Genomic DNA, 14,393 nt, shown 5'->3' with positions numbered 1-14,393 from the left:
TGTATTCTATTTCTCTTCGTTATGATATTCCCTGATAGATTAATCGAAAACCGATAATCAGTAAGGCAATCCTTAGGATGATGACAATGGTATTGCTTTCAAGCTTAGAATTGATATAGACTCCTAGCTTTCCCCCAAACCATGCTCCTGGAACAAGAATAAGTGCAAGCAACCAATCAATATTATTCATACTGATATGAGCAATCGAGCTTGTAATCGATGATAATAAGATCATTAGCATTGATGTGGCAACCGCAATTTGCGGTGGGAAAGCAAATAATAATAACATCGCTGGAACCATTAATGCTCCCCCGCCCACTCCGAACAAGCCACCAATCATTCCAACAAAAAAGGAGATGATGATGGCGATTGGAGGATGGTATCCATACATTTTTTCAACACCGTGATGATCAGTATAATTATTTGTTATTGTATGTTTGCCTGGTTTGACTTCTAATGGCTTTATTCTGTTTCTCAGCATTAATAGAGTAGAAACGAACAGCATGAAAATTCCAAAGTACAGTAGAAATGTTTCAACGTTAAAATAACTATTCAGCCATGCCCCAACGATTCCTCCTGGACCACTGCCAATAAAAAAGATAAAACCACTTCGATAATCAACTTTTTGGAGCTTCATATATGATAAGGTCGATGATAGACCAGTAAAGATGATCACAATGAGAGAAGTACCTACGGCAACCTGTGGGCTAATCTCAAATACCTCTGGAAATACTCTATTTAAGTATATCAATGCAGGGACAGTAATTATTCCTCCACCTAATCCAACTAGACTGCCTAAGGTTCCAGCCGCGATTCCGATCATAAAAAGCAAAAGATAAAACATCTTGTTTCTCCTAACTAAACAAATCTAATTGCCTCGGGGCTAGATTCTGATAAGTAATATTCAATAGCTCGATGAATTGTTTGGCATTGGTGGCTGCATCTCCACCAGAATTATTGTTAAATAACACATATAATTGCTTCGTTTTCTTTTTGAGTTCGTTGATATGATCAACCCATTCTAAAAGCTCTACATCATTATAGCGATACAAATAACGAACCTCGCGCCAGTTCCCTTGATTCGGCCTATTCCAACCGTGTACATTTCGGCCATGGAAACGTATTAACGTCTTATCCTCTGTTGTCGGCGAAAGGACGGTTGGAATGGAGCCACTGCCTGCTTGTGGTTCATCACAAATACTATGAACCCATTTCTCCGCCTCCATAAAAGCTAATGTTTTCTCTCGATATTGACTAGAAAACCAGGATTGATGACGAAATTCTAAAGCAACAGGTAGATCCCCCATTTGTTCACGACACCAGCGAAGATAATCGACATTTTCCCGCCGACAATCAAACCAGGGTGGAAATTGAAAGAGGATTAAACCTAGCTTATTAGCGTTTATATATGATTGCAATGACAAGTGAAAGGCCTCAAACATCTTCTCTTTCGACTCAAATGGGATGTCACCACGTAAATGTCCAGTCATCCCTTGATAAGCTTTGACAATAAATTCAAAGGTCTTTGGCGTCTCACGCACCCATTTCTCCGCATTTGCTTGTGATTGTATCGCGTAGAAGGACGAATCCACCTCAACGATGGGAAAGTGGCTTGAATAGGTTTGTAGCTTCGCCCTTGCCTGTGCTGCATTTGTATACAATTCATCATGGTCTCCCCAGCCAGTTAAGCCGATATAGATCATACCCTTGTACCAACTTTCTCTTAGAAACTTATGTACCTCAATCATACACCAAATCCATTCATCGGAAAAATAAAAGAAGATGAATTTTAGATCAAAAAAACCTTTGCTCCTCTTGCGATATGAAGATATGATATTCTCATCATCATATCTTTTAACAAATTGGGGTGGAGTGTATGGAGCTATCGAGTATTTTTAGTGATGGAATGGTTCTTCAGCGTCATAAGGAAATCACTATTTCTGGAAAGACCAAACCTTTTCAACAAGTAAATCTTATTTTTCTTGAAAAATCTTATCCCACAATGTCTGATCAAACAGGTGATTGGTCCGTTATATTAGATCCATTAGAACCTGGTGGACCCTATCAAATGGAAATTGTAGCTGAAGACAGACAGACCATTCAAGATATTTTAATTGGGGATGTATGGATACTTGGTGGTCAATCCAATATGGAGTTACCAACTAGTCGTACACTTGATTTATTTTACGATGAATTGAAAGCGGTTAATTATCCAAATATCCGTCAATTCTCAATACCTCTACATTATGATTTCCATGGCCCTAAAAAGGTGTTAACTGGGGGGAGTTGGATAAGTGCTACGAATGATGACGTCATGAAATTTAGTGCTGCTGGTTATTTTTTTGCAAAAGAACTATATGAAAAATACGATATTCCAATTGGACTTATTCTAACCGCTGTAGGTGGCACACCAATTGAAGCATGGATCAGCGAACCTACACTTCGTCATCTTGGAGGATATGATTCAGAGTTAGATCAACACAAAAATGATGAATATATTGCAACTGTGAAGTGGAGCGATGAAACTCGGCAAAATCGTTGGAATCAATATTTGAATGAAAAAGATTTAGGATTAAAAAATGATGGCTGGTTTGGCGAAACGATTCAAATGGGGGACTGGAATGACTTTGAGGTTCCTAATTCTTGGGAAGGCACTCATCTAGAGGCAATCAGGGGATCTGTTTGGTTTAGAAAGGAGTTTGACGTTCCTGAATCGATGCTTGGTGGGGATGTGAAGCTTGAACTTGGAACGATTATTGATGCTGACGAGACTTACATAAATGGGACATTAATCGGGACAACTGGGTACAGGTATCCTCCTAGAAGGTACTCTATCCCAGATGGCATCTTAAAGCCTGGAAAAAATACGATAACCGTTCGAATCATTAGCACTCATACAACTGGTGGCTTTGTTGAGGATATGCCATATAAGCTTATTGCCAATGGACAAGAAGCTAGTTTGGAAGGAACTTGGAAGTATAAGATTGGTGCCATTACTGAAACGCTCGAGCCTCAAACATTCTTTCAATACAAGCCATCTGGTGTATACAATGGAATGATTTCACCACTCAGAGATGTTTCTATAAAAGGAGTTTTATTTTATCAAGGAGAGTCAAATACAGCTCATCCAAAAGGCTATAGCGAACTGTTTCAAGCGATGGTCAAAGATTGGCGGACTAATTGGGGACTTGGTGAGATTCCATTTATCTTTACACAACTGGCGAATCTTGAAACAGGTGATGCAAATCATCACTGGGCCATTTTGCGGGAAGAACAGCGTCTATCTCTCCAAATACCAAATACAGCAATGGCCGTAACGATTGATATCGGAGAAGCGAATGATTTACATCCACAGGATAAGAAAACATTAGGTCAACGACTCGCATTAGCTGCCCAAGGAATAGCCTATAATGAACCGTTTGTTTACAGTGGGCCACTGTTTAGCCATATGGAGAAAATTGGACAGGCGATTCAGCTTTTATTCGATCATGTTGGGAGTGGCTTAATTGCTCGTGGTTCTATGGAGGGGGTGCTTCGCTCTTTTACCATTTGTGGAGCGGATAGTGAATATGTACCTGCAACTGCACATATTTCAGGTGCCAAAATTATTGTTCAAAACGAGAATGTATTGGAGCCCCTTCACGTTCGTTATGCTTGGGAGGATAATCCAAAAGATGCAAATCTCTATAATAAAGAGGGGTTACCTGCATCACCGTTTAGTACAGAGAATTCATGATGATTTTTAAATCAAAGCAAAAAAACCCTTGATATACAAGGGTTTTTTTCTATATTAACCGATTGAACCTTCCATCTCGAACTTAATCAGGCGGTTCATTTCTACTGCATATTCCATTGGTAGTTCTTTTGTAAATGGCTCGATGAAGCCCATTACGATCATTTCTGTTGCTTCTTGTTCAGAAATACCACGGCTCATTAAGTAGAATAATTGTTCTTCTGATACCTTAGATACCTTCGCTTCATGTTCTAATGAAATATTATCATTTAGAATTTCATTGTAAGGAATTGTATCAGATGTTGATTGATTATCCATAATTAATGTATCACATTCGATATTAGCACGTGCGCCATCTGCTTTACGTCCAAAATGAACAATACCACGGTATGTTACTTTACCACCGTGCTTAGAGATTGATTTTGATACGATCGTAGAAGAAGTATTTGGTGCAAGGTGAAGCATTTTTGCTCCAGCGTCTTGGTGCTGACCTTTACCTGCAATTGCAATTGAAAGTGTCATACCACGAGCGCCCTCACCCTTAAGGATAACAGCTGGATATTTCATCGTTAGCTTAGAACCGATGTTACCATCAATCCATTCCATTGTTGCATTTTCTTCACAAACTGCACGCTTAGTCACCAAGTTGAACACATTGTTTGCCCAGTTTTGGATTGTAGTATAGCGGCAGTATGCATCTTTTTTAATCGCAATTTCAACAACCGCACTATGAAGTGAGTTAGTTGTATACACAGGTGCTGTACAACCCTCAACATAGTGAACATGAGCACCTTCATCAACAATGATAAGTGTACGCTCAAATTGACCCATGTTTTCTGAGTTGATACGGAAGTATGCTTGTAATGGTGTTTCAACTTTTACACCAGGTGGAACGTATATGAAAGATCCGCCAGACCAAACTGCTGAATTTAACGCTGAGAACTTGTTATCTGTTGGAGGGATAACCGTTGCCCAGTGTTTACGGAAAATCTCTTCGTTTTCTTTTAAGGCTGTATCCGTATCCTTGAAAACAATCCCTAAATCTGTAAGCTCTTCCTTCATATTGTGATAAACAACTTCAGATTCATACTGTGCAGAAACACCTGCAAGGTATTTTTGCTCAGCTTCAGGGATTCCTAGCTTATCAAATGTTGCTTTAATTTCATCTGGAACCTCATCCCATGATTTTTGTGATTTCTCAGATGGTTTTACATAATAAGTGATTTCATCAAAGTTTAAGCTTTGAAGATCCCCACCCCATTGAGGCATTGGCATGTTATAGAAATGCTCTAATGATTTTAAGCGGAAGTCTAACATCCACTGTGGTTCTTCTTTCATTTTTGAAATTTGTTCAACGATTTCTTTTGTAAGTCCGCGTTCTGAACGAAAGATCGATACGTCCTTATCATGGAATCCATATTTATAATCGCCGATTTCAGGCATTTTTTTAGCCATTCTTTTTCCCTCCATTCAAGAGTTCAGCTTAACGCTATTGCTCTATTGTTGTTGATTATTAAGACCTTTTTCCATTGCCTTCCATGCTAATGTGGCACATTTGATTCGGGCTGGAAACTTAGATACTCCTTGGAGAGCTTCGATATCGCCTAAATCGATATCGTCATCATATTCTTTTCCTTGCATCATATCAGAGAAAATGGTTGATAGCTTCATTGCTTGATCAATAGGTTGACCTTTGATCGCTTGCGTCATCATTGAAGCAGAAGACATTGAAATTGAGCAGCCTTCTCCATCAAATTTCGCGTCTGTGACAATTCCATCTTCAACCTTTAATGTTAAGTGAATACGATCTCCACATGTCGGATTGTTCATGTCAATGGTTAATGTTTCATCCTCTAAAGACCCACGATTACGTGGATTTTTGTAATGATCCATAATGACTTGGCGATACAGTGTATCAAGGTTATTATTAAAAGCCATTGCCGAAATACTCCTTTGTTTTTATGAGTCCTTCAACTAGTTTATCAATTTCATCCTTTGTATTATAGAGGTAAAAACTAGCACGTGCAGTAGCTGACACTTCTAACCATTTCATCAATGGCTGTGCACAATGATGTCCTGCTCGAACAGCAATACCCTCTGCATCTAGAACGGTTGCAACATCATGTGGATGAACATCATCAATATTAAATGTAACTAAGCCTGCACGTTTTTTCGGACCATAAATGGTTAAGCCGTCGATCTCAGGCATACGCTCTAACGCATATTGTGCTAAATCATGCTCATGCTTTTCGATGTTCTCTAAACCAATTTCTTCTAAGAAATCAATCGCGGCACCTAAACCAATCGCACCTGCAATGATTGGCGTTCCTGCTTCAAACTTCCAAGGAAGCTCTTTCCATGTTGATTCATATAAACCAACAAAGTCAATCATCTCTCCACCAGTTTCGACAGGCTCCATTTTTTCTAAATGCTCTTTTTTACCATAAAGTGCACCAATACCAGTAGGTCCACACATTTTGTGTCCTGACAATGCTAGGAAATCACAGTCTAGCGCTTGAACATCAATTTTCATATGTGGGGCTGCTTGAGCAGCATCTACAACCATAACGGCTCCATTGCTGTGAGCAATGTCAGTTATTTCTTTAATCGGGTTGATGGCACCTAAGACATTAGATATCATCATTATCGATACGATCTTGGTGTTCTCAGTGATTGTGTTATTGACGTTTTCAATGGTGATTGACCCGTCTTCACTTAGTGGAATATATTTTAATGTTGCACCAGTTTGCTTAGCAACCTGTTGCCAAGGAATGATGTTTGCATGATGCTCCATATAAGAGATGACAATTTCATCACCTTGCTTAAGATTATCTCTACCATAGCTTGATGCAACCATATTCAAAGCCGTTGTCGTTCCTCTTGTGAAAATGACTTCCTGCATTGAACGTGCATTTATAAATTTCTGAACTTTTTCACGTGCTCCTTCATAGCCATCAGTCGCTAAGGTTCCAAGCGTATGAACGCCACGGTGAACATTTGAATTATATTCACGATAGTAACGATCTACCGCTTCAATCACCTGAATCGGTTTTTGAGAGGTAGCCGCACTATCAAGATAAACTAATTGTTTACCGTTGACTTCCTGATCTAGAATCGGAAAGTAGGAACGAATATCTTGGATATTCATTATTTTACTTTCCTTTCGATGATTTCAACTAGCTGCTTCTTAACTCCTTCAATCGGTAGTTCATTTACAACTGGTGCTAAGAAACCATGAATAACAAGTCTTTCCGCTTCAACCTTAGGGATTCCACGGCTCATTAAATAGTACAGCTGTACAGGGTCTACACGTCCAACTGATGCAGCGTGACCTGCTGTTACATCATCTTCATCAATTAGAAGAATTGGATTTGCGTCACCACGAGCTTTTTCACTTAACATAAGAACGCGTGATTCCTGTTCTGCATTTGATTTAGAAGCACCATGTTCAATTTTCCCAATACCATTAAAGATTGAACTTGCGCTATCCTTCATAACTCCATGCTTCAGGATTTGTCCGTCTGAGTTTTTACCATAATGAATCACACTTGTTGTGAAGTTTTGCTTTTGTTCTCCGCGACCAACGACAACCGTCTTTGTGTCACCAGAAGAACCATCGCCCATTAGGTAAGTAATGTTTTCTGAGATTGTATCTCCATCGTTCATAAGTCCAAGAGCCCATTCAATACGGCTATCTCTGCCGATGATTGCACGACGGTTAACATAAGTTGTTACGCCTGTTGCTAAATGATCAACTGCTCCAAATGTTACCTTTGCGTTAGCACCTGTAAATACTTCAGAAATAATATTTACAACTGCGTTATCAAACGTTCCAGTTGAAAGATAGTTTTCAACATAAGTCACTGAACTATTGTCTTCCGCAACTACGATCACATGATTGAATAAAGTTGCTTCTGGATTTTCATGAATGTATACCGCTTGAAGTGGAGCTTCAACCTCTACATTTTTAGGAACATAGATAAATGCCCCACCGTTTAGTAATGCAGCATGAAGCGCTGTTAAACGATGCTCATCAACCTTTACACCATCCATGAAGTACTTTTGTAATAGGTCACCGTGATTCTTAGCAGCAGTGAAAATATCTGTAAAAATCACACCTTTATCCTTCAATTCTTGTGAAAGTTCTGTGTATGCTGGTGTGTTATCACGTTGAATATATAAATTTTTAGTTTGATTATCTTCATCGATCAATGACTTTACTTCAGCAGAAAGCTCCTCTAATGAAGTATATGGAGTACTTTCAACAGTATGTGTACTGAATTGTGTGAAGTTCCATTTGTCAATTTTCGTCTTATCAGGCTTTGGCATTGGAAGGTCTTCGAGCTTAGAGATCGCTTGTAAGCGAAGATCTAATAGCCAGCTTGGTTCACCATGTTTTGTTGATAGCTCTCTGACATAGTCCTGATCGAATGAGAATTTCGTCTCAATTGTCATTTTAATCCCCCTAACGCTTACGCTTCTTGACCTACAGTTTCATCTTCAATGCCTAGCTCTTGTTTAATCCAGTCATATCCTTCTGCTTCTAGTCTTTGAGCAAGCTCAGGACCACCTGATTTAACAACACGACCTTGCATCATTACGTGTACATAATCCGGAGTAATATAGTTAAGTAGACGTTGGTAGTGAGTGATAATTAGGCAACCAAAGTCTTCTCCGCGCATTTCATTAATCCCTTTAGATACAACCTTTAATGCATCGATATCAAGACCTGAATCGATTTCGTCTAGAATCGCAATTTTCGGTTGAATCATCATTAATTGAAGAATTTCGTTACGCTTCTTTTCCCCACCTGAGAACCCTTCGTTTAAGTAACGTTGAGCCATGTCTGGGTCCATTTCAAGGAATTCCATGCTCTTATCCATCGTACGGATAAATTTCATTAATGAGATTTCATCGCCTTCTTCACGACGAGCATTGATTGCTGAACGTAAGAAGTCAGCGTTTGTAACCCCACTGATTTCACTTGGATATTGCATTGCTAGGAATAAACCAACGCGAGCGCGCTCGTCTACTTCCATTTCTAATACATCTTCCCCATCAAAAGTAATGCTTCCACTTGTTACTTCATATTTTGGGTGTCCCATGATTGCTGATGATAATGTGGATTTACCTGTACCGTTTGGTCCCATGATTGCATGGATTTCTCCACCTTTTACTTCAAGGTTTACACCCTTAAGTATTTCCTTACCATCAATTTCTACATGAAGATCCTTAATTGTTAAAGTTGAACCTGCCATGACTTATACCTCCAGTTTACCTATAAAATTTGTAAAGGATTGACGAATTGTCATCAATTCTTCTTATTCTCAATTTATTCTCATTCTAATCTTATAACAAATTAAATGTGACTGCAACCATTTGCCCTTTTATTACTATACTTTCTAAATGCTTATGTATAGTAAGAATTACAGAGAAAAAACAGGAATTAATAAAGTATTTTCCTATGATAGCTTCATCATATCTACTTTATTTTCTTCTTAAATCTCAAAACAATTCTAAAAATACACGGTCGACATTTTTTTACTTTATGTATGTATTTGCCGCAACCATTAAAAAAAGCTGTCCCGGTAGCGCAAGGCACATGCAGGGACAGCTTTTCTATTCATTATTCAGTTACAGGAACAACTGCACCTTTGTATTTTTCTGTGATAAAGCTTTGGATTTCTTCTGAACGTAATACTTCGATTAATGTAAGAATTTCTTCTCGGTTTTCGTCACCTGTACGTACAGCAATCACATTCACATATGGTGATTCAGAACCTTCAAGAGCAATTGCATCTTCAAGAGGGTTTAAACCAGCATCAATTGCGTAGTTAGTGTTAATTAATACTGCATCACCTTCATCCTGATTATATACCTGTGGTAATAATGCAGCCTCAACGTCCGTTTTGAACTCTAGATTTTTTGGATTTTCAGCAATGTCTTCGATTGTAGCAGTGGTTGTATCCTCTAGATCTGATCTAAGAGTTAATAAACCTTGATCTTGAAGCATTGTTAAAATACGGCCATGATCTGGTACTGAACTACTCATGATTACTAATGCGCCATCCGGAAGCTCATCAAGTGACTTGTATTTCTTAGAATATACACCGATTGGCTCAATATGGATTCCACCAGCATTTGTGAATTCATAGTTATTATCAGCAATTTGAGAATTCAAATAAGGAATATGTTGGAAATAATTCGCATCAATTTCTTTATCTGCTAATGCTTTGTTTGGTAAAATGTAATCTTGGAAAGGAACAATTTTTAAATCGATTCCTTTTTCTTTTAATAATGGTTGTGCTTCTTCTAAAATTTCAGCATGTGGAACATTAGATGCTCCAACAACTAATTCGACAGGCTCATCTCCAGCTTCTTCACCTGTACCAGTATTTTCATCTTCGTTTGCAGTTCCGCAAGCAACAAGAGAAAAGACTAATCCTACTAAAAACAATAAACTAAGAAATTTCTTCATTTTATAAAATCCCCTTTTGTTTTATTTATCTTTTATCTATTTTAGAAGTGACAATGTCACCAATAAACTGAATAACAAATACTATAACTAGGATTAAGACAGTAGCCACTAAAGTGACTTGACTATTACTTCGTTGAAACCCTTCTAAATATGCCAGGTTACCTAGTCCACCTGCACCTACTACCCCCGCCATAGCTGTATATCCTACTAGTGCAATAGCTGTAACTGTAATCCCCGATACTAGAGCTGGTAAAGATTCTGGTAATAATACCTTCCAAATAATCGTACTAGTTTTAGCTCCCATAGACTTAGCTGCTTCAATAACACCCTTATCAATTTCTCTAAGAGCAATTTCAACCATTCTCGCATAAAACGGGGCTGCGCCAATAATTAACGCTGGAAGTGCTGCATTGGCTCCAAGCATCGTCCCCACTAGTGCTTTCGTAAACGGAATAAGTAAGATGATCAAAATAATGAATGGAATCGATCTAAACACATTTACAAATGCGGAAACAATTGAATTCAAGAGTTTGTTTTCCCATATGTTACCCTTTGAGGTTAAGAATAATAACAGTCCTAAAACAATACCTAGTATGAAGGTGATAATGACAGAGATGGCAGTCATATACATCGTTTCATTTGTTGCTAGAGTTACTTTTTCCCAATTCACATCAGGCAATAGCTCATTAAGCATTTGCTATCACCTCGACTTCCACTTGTTGATTTTTGATATAGTCAATTGCTTGCTCTACGACTTTTGCGTCTCCATCCATGTGAATAAATAATGTTCCGTATGAACCATTTTGTGTTTGAGATATTTTCCCCTGAAGAATATTTATGTTTAGATTGAAGTTACGAATTAGATTTGTGATTAATGGCTGTTCAGTTGCGTCACCAACAAAAGCTAATTGAATCACCTTACCATTTGGAAATTGATCAACTAAATGTTCAATCGTTTCCTTCGTTTCCTCTGGTTCAGTTACTTGTTGAACAAATCTTTTTGTGATTTGTTGTTTTGGCTGTCTGAAGACGTCCAATACTTCCCCTTGTTCGACAATCATCCCATTTTCCATCACTGCTACGCGATGACAAATTTTTCTGATTACATGCATTTCATGGGTGATAAGAACAATCGTTAATCCTAACCGTTCATTAATATCTACTAACAGCTCTAGAATCGAATCTGTCGTTTGTGGGTCCAAAGCAGATGTTGCTTCATCACATAATAATACCTTTGGGTTGTTAGCTAGCGCTCTAGCAATACCCACTCTTTGCTTTTGTCCACCACTTAATTGGGAAGGATAAGCATTTTCACGACCTTCGAGCCCAACAAGCTTAATTAGCTCATCCACTCTTTTTAATCGTTCCTTTCTTGGTACACCATTGATTTCAAGAGGAAAGGCGATATTGTCTCGAACTGTACGAGACCACAATAGATTAAAGTGTTGAAAAATCATACTGATTTCTCGTCTCGCTTTTCGAAGCGAGCTCCCTTTTGCTTTCGTGATTTCGTGGCCAGCTACTGAAACGCTCCCCTCACTAGGTTTCTCTAAGCCATTTAACAAGCGAATCAGTGTGCTTTTACCAGCTCCACTGTAACCAATAATTCCGTAGATCTCACCAGATTGAATATCCAAATTTATATGATCAACTGCTGTTACTTTATTGTTTTTAGTGTTATAAACCTTCGTCACATTTTCTAACTTTATCACTGGTATATCACCTTCCTTCTAAATCTACTACCCATTTAGTTTGCACTCTCCTGGAATAGAAAATGTACCTTTCTATGCCAATAAAAAAATGCCTTTTGCACAAATGAGCAGAAAGGCATAATCTATATTCCTTCCTCTCATTTCCCAAAGCAATCGCTTTGTGTGAATTGGCACCATTTCAACATCGTTGACGGTTGCCGGGCTTCATAGGGCACATCCCTCCACCTCTCTTAATAAGAGTGAATTTATTTAAATGTAAGTTTGTAGATTTTTAATTATGTTCGTGATTGTATAACAGAAAAAATCCATTGTCAATTATAAAATATTAAACAAATACAATTTTAGAGCCCCTCAAATTTGGACATAATCGACATTTTATCCTAAAACCGCAGAAATACGACCGCAAAATGTTCGAAAGGACTCTATTATTAGGCAATTTTTCAAATCATTTCCCGAGAAATATGTCATTTTTATGAACTCTGTGCAAAAGTGTGTTGAAGCTTAACTTGAAACGACATTTAACAAAAAAAATCCCCCAAAGGAGATGATCAAATTTTCAGCTTGTTATATATATATTCAACAGAATGAAAAGCATAGATTTTCTCTGTCACTTGGCCTTTCTCAAATGAAAGCAAGCATGGTACACTTTCTATTTCCCACTCTAATGCTTTTTCGGGAATAAAGTTTAAATTAGCTTGTCCTAGTGGTAAATTGGGAAGTAGTTCATTCACCACGGTTAACATTTTCTTCGCCATTTGGCATGTACCGCACATAGGTGTATATAAATATAGATATGTCTGTTCATTCCCTCCGATTTCCCGCTCTAACTCTTGTTTTGTCCACTCATTCATTTCTCTAATTCATCCTATTCTTAATTTCTCTTTCCATCATTTTAACATAACACATGGTTTAATTGAGTTATTAAATACTGTAGCCTGAATACACTTTAGGTCCGGTTGGACCCTGGTAAGCCCACAAAAGTTTCAGTGTATCAGGCTACTAATATAATTGATTTGAACATCATTATAAAAAATCAGCATGAACATCGATGTCTGCACCTAGTAGCACTGTTGCAATATGTTGTTCTGGAGCTGTGGCTACTTCACGGTACGTACGATCAATATATAAATGCTCTGCTTCAGGCAACTCTCTTTTAAATTGCTTTCTGAGTTTTTCGCCAGAGTCATCAGAGTCCACTAAGATATAAACTTCTTTATCATATAAATATTCAATCAGTTCATCAAGCTTTGCAATACTTATTGTTCCGTTCGTACATATGATTTCGACATTATCCTTCATCACGGTTTCGACCTTTATCTTGTCTGATTTACCCTCCACAATAATGACTTTCTCCATATCATCTATACACAAAGTAACCACCCTATTTTCAAAGTAAAACGTTATATATATTATTCTTGCTATGATTGAATATTCCTCTTCGTTTTATGAATTATTGTATATTATGCTTTATCATACCCGAAGGACTTAGATTCATGTTGTTTTGACACCTATTTTACAAAAAAAGACAGGGGGTTTCCCCTCTGCCTTTTAACACCAGCCATTTTCGTCGTCACAGTCTACATACTTTTGATCTGGACCTGTAGTGACATCAACATGTTGATATATCTTATTTTGTTCTTCCTCAAACCCATTCTTTAGCTCGTATTGATTTCCTTGCTCTGATTGTACCATTTTTCCAATCATTTCATTTTCCATATATAAATCCATTTGATTAGCTCCAAGCTTTGCAACGACACGATCGGTTACGTCAATTCGTTTTTTTTCAAGTACCATCATTAACACCTCTCATTAAAGATACTTCTATTGTTTACTTTTTTCTTAATCGATACACTAACGATTATTTCCACAAAAACTTGGATTTCTAGTCATATTTAGTGATTGGACATGCGTATGATAGAATAATGAACGCCTTTGAAGGGAGTTATGAAGATGTTATCGAAAGCAGCTTCAACGATATTCACTGTCCTCTTTCTGCTCTTTATTTTTGGAATGACTGCTTATTTAGAGACGACGTTTATAAGCGATGAAGATACTTCTGGTATCCTTACAAACTTTTCTGCTGCTGATGAAGTACAGGAAACTTTAAGTGAGGAGCAATCTGAGGAAGAAGAAGTGACAGAAATTTTAATCCCCACTCTTGAGGATCGATTAGTAAACACAGAATTAATTGATGGCTATATTGTTGAGGAATACCGGGAATTTGAAGTGTATACAGATGAAGAGGGGAATGTTGTAAAAACAGTTCCTACAGCAAATTACAATTACATAAGATATATGAATAATTAATATGTTGAAAACCTTATTCTCGCTCATGTTTAGTTAGGAAGAAGCATGAGAATGTAGTGCACCCCAAAAGTTAGAGTGAAATCTGACTTTTGGGGTGTTTATTTTTGAGTAAATATAGCGAAGATTTTAAGCTTATGGTTGTAAAAGAGTATCAGGAGGGGAA

15 protein-coding genes and 1 riboswitch are annotated in these 14,393 nt (G+C 37.7%); of the genes, 2 read left to right on the top strand and 13 right to left on the bottom strand.

Annotated elements, in window-relative coordinates; translation table 11 throughout:
• Nucleotides 1–19 precede the first annotated feature (19 nt).
• Both F7888_RS16050 and F7888_RS16045 read right to left on the bottom strand, forming a co-directional pair.
• Complete coding sequence (locus F7888_RS16050) at nt 20–844, bottom strand: sulfite exporter TauE/SafE family protein (RefSeq protein WP_191781155.1); 825 nt, start codon at nt 842–844, stop codon at nt 20–22.
• A 10-nt stretch (nt 845–854) separates the two neighbouring features.
• Nucleotides 855–1,703 (bottom strand): DUF72 domain-containing protein, encoded by an 849-nt coding sequence (locus tag F7888_RS16045; protein ID WP_191781330.1) that lies wholly within the window; start codon nt 1,701–1,703, stop codon nt 855–857.
• Between the two features lie 173 nt (nt 1,704–1,876).
• On the opposite strand from F7888_RS16045, the gene F7888_RS16040 reads away from it, so the two are divergent.
• Nucleotides 1,877–3,736, top strand: coding sequence for a sialate O-acetylesterase (locus F7888_RS16040; protein ID WP_191781153.1), 1,860 nt, complete (start codon nt 1,877–1,879; stop codon nt 3,734–3,736).
• Between the two features lie 54 nt (nt 3,737–3,790).
• Here the strand turns inward: F7888_RS16040 and sufB are convergent, their stop codons facing one another.
• The 11 genes from sufB to F7888_RS15985 all read right to left on the bottom strand — a co-directional run bounded on the left by sufB (nt 3,791) and on the right by F7888_RS15985 (nt 13,720).
• A complete protein-coding gene (sufB, locus tag F7888_RS16035; RefSeq protein ID WP_191781151.1) occupies nt 3,791–5,188 on the bottom strand; it encodes a Fe-S cluster assembly protein SufB in 1,398 nt (465 codons plus the stop codon).
• Between the two features lie 42 nt (nt 5,189–5,230).
• On the bottom strand, nt 5,231–5,671 hold the full coding sequence (sufU, locus tag F7888_RS16030) for a Fe-S cluster assembly sulfur transfer protein SufU (protein ID WP_191781149.1): 441 nt from the start codon (nt 5,669–5,671) through the stop codon (nt 5,231–5,233).
• A complete protein-coding gene (locus F7888_RS16025) occupies nt 5,661–6,881 on the bottom strand; it encodes a cysteine desulfurase (RefSeq protein WP_191781147.1) in 1,221 nt (406 codons plus the stop codon). Before F7888_RS16025 ends, sufU begins: the two co-directional genes overlap by 11 nt.
• Nucleotides 6,881–8,188 (bottom strand): Fe-S cluster assembly protein SufD, encoded by a 1,308-nt coding sequence (sufD, locus tag F7888_RS16020; protein ID WP_191781145.1) that lies wholly within the window; start codon nt 8,186–8,188, stop codon nt 6,881–6,883. The genes F7888_RS16025 and sufD overlap by 1 nt, the downstream gene beginning before the upstream one ends.
• 17 nt (nt 8,189–8,205) lie before the next feature.
• Nucleotides 8,206–8,991 carry a Fe-S cluster assembly ATPase SufC gene (gene sufC / locus F7888_RS16015; protein WP_191781143.1) on the bottom strand — a complete coding sequence of 262 codons (786 nt, stop codon included), beginning with the start codon at nt 8,989–8,991 and terminating at the stop codon, nt 8,206–8,208.
• Nucleotides 8,992–9,359: 368 nt separating this feature from the next.
• Complete coding sequence (locus F7888_RS16010) at nt 9,360–10,211, bottom strand: MetQ/NlpA family ABC transporter substrate-binding protein (RefSeq protein ID WP_191781141.1); 852 nt, start codon at nt 10,209–10,211, stop codon at nt 9,360–9,362.
• A 25-nt stretch (nt 10,212–10,236) separates the two neighbouring features.
• Nucleotides 10,237–10,905: a methionine ABC transporter permease gene (locus tag F7888_RS16005; RefSeq protein WP_191781140.1), complete on the bottom strand. Its 669-nt coding sequence runs from the start codon at nt 10,903–10,905 to the stop codon at nt 10,237–10,239.
• The gene (locus F7888_RS16000) at nt 10,898–11,923 is read right to left on the bottom strand and encodes a methionine ABC transporter ATP-binding protein (protein ID WP_191781138.1); all 1,026 of its coding nucleotides are present in this window, start codon (nt 11,921–11,923) and stop codon (nt 10,898–10,900) included. The genes F7888_RS16005 and F7888_RS16000 overlap by 8 nt, the downstream gene beginning before the upstream one ends.
• Before the next feature lie 134 nt (nt 11,924–12,057).
• Nucleotides 12,058–12,163: riboswitch (SAM riboswitch) on the bottom strand.
• Between the two features lie 308 nt (nt 12,164–12,471).
• A complete protein-coding gene (locus tag F7888_RS15995; protein WP_412096009.1) occupies nt 12,472–12,783 on the bottom strand; it encodes a thioredoxin family protein in 312 nt (103 codons plus the stop codon).
• A gap of 163 nt (nt 12,784–12,946) precedes the next feature.
• On the bottom strand, nt 12,947–13,279 hold the full coding sequence (locus F7888_RS15990) for a toprim domain-containing protein (RefSeq protein WP_191781328.1): 333 nt from the start codon (nt 13,277–13,279) through the stop codon (nt 12,947–12,949).
• A gap of 192 nt (nt 13,280–13,471) precedes the next feature.
• Entirely contained in the window at nt 13,472–13,720 is a 249-nt protein-coding gene (locus F7888_RS15985; protein WP_225228842.1) for a YusG family protein, read from the bottom strand.
• 153 nt (nt 13,721–13,873) lie between these two features.
• Between F7888_RS15985 and F7888_RS15980 the strand changes: the two genes are divergently transcribed.
• Nucleotides 13,874–14,230 (top strand): hypothetical protein, encoded by a 357-nt coding sequence (locus F7888_RS15980; protein WP_191781134.1) that lies wholly within the window; start codon nt 13,874–13,876, stop codon nt 14,228–14,230.
• Nucleotides 14,231–14,393 lie beyond the last annotated feature (163 nt).

Origin of the sequence: Litchfieldia stipae (genome assembly GCF_014837155.1) — a bacterium.
In the GTDB taxonomy this organism is placed as follows: Bacteria; Bacillota; Bacilli; order Bacillales; family Bacillaceae_L; genus Litchfieldia.
This window is presented reverse-complemented; position numbering and strand designations above follow the sequence as displayed.

Excerpts from the sequence above, each read along its gene's own strand:
- F7888_RS15980 (WP_191781134.1), top strand. The coding sequence starts at position 13,874 with ATGTTATCGAAAGCAGCTTCAACGATATTCACTGTCCTCTTTCTGCTC.
- F7888_RS16010 (WP_191781141.1), bottom strand. The coding sequence starts at position 10,211 with ATGAAGAAATTTCTTAGTTTATTGTTTTTAGTAGGATTAGTCTTTTCT.
- sufU (WP_191781149.1), bottom strand. The coding sequence starts at position 5,671 with ATGGCTTTTAATAATAACCTTGATACACTGTATCGCCAAGTCATTATG.
- sufB (WP_191781151.1), bottom strand. The coding sequence starts at position 5,188 with ATGGCTAAAAAAATGCCTGAAATCGGCGATTATAAATATGGATTCCAT.
- F7888_RS15990 (WP_191781328.1), bottom strand. The coding sequence starts at position 13,279 with ATGGAGAAAGTCATTATTGTGGAGGGTAAATCAGACAAGATAAAGGTC.
- F7888_RS15985 (WP_225228842.1), bottom strand. The coding sequence starts at position 13,720 with ATGATGGTACTTGAAAAAAAACGAATTGACGTAACCGATCGTGTCGTT.
- F7888_RS16040 (WP_191781153.1), top strand. The coding sequence starts at position 1,877 with ATGGAGCTATCGAGTATTTTTAGTGATGGAATGGTTCTTCAGCGTCAT.
- F7888_RS16045 (WP_191781330.1), bottom strand. The coding sequence starts at position 1,703 with ATGATCTATATCGGCTTAACTGGCTGGGGAGACCATGATGAATTGTAT.
- F7888_RS16025 (WP_191781147.1), bottom strand. The coding sequence starts at position 6,881 with ATGAATATCCAAGATATTCGTTCCTACTTTCCGATTCTAGATCAGGAA.
- F7888_RS16050 (WP_191781155.1), bottom strand. The coding sequence starts at position 844 with ATGTTTTATCTTTTGCTTTTTATGATCGGAATCGCGGCTGGAACCTTA.
- sufC (WP_191781143.1), bottom strand. The coding sequence starts at position 8,991 with ATGGCAGGTTCAACTTTAACAATTAAGGATCTTCATGTAGAAATTGAT.
- F7888_RS16005 (WP_191781140.1), bottom strand. The coding sequence starts at position 10,905 with ATGCTTAATGAGCTATTGCCTGATGTGAATTGGGAAAAAGTAACTCTA.
- sufD (WP_191781145.1), bottom strand. The coding sequence starts at position 8,188 with ATGACAATTGAGACGAAATTCTCATTCGATCAGGACTATGTCAGAGAG.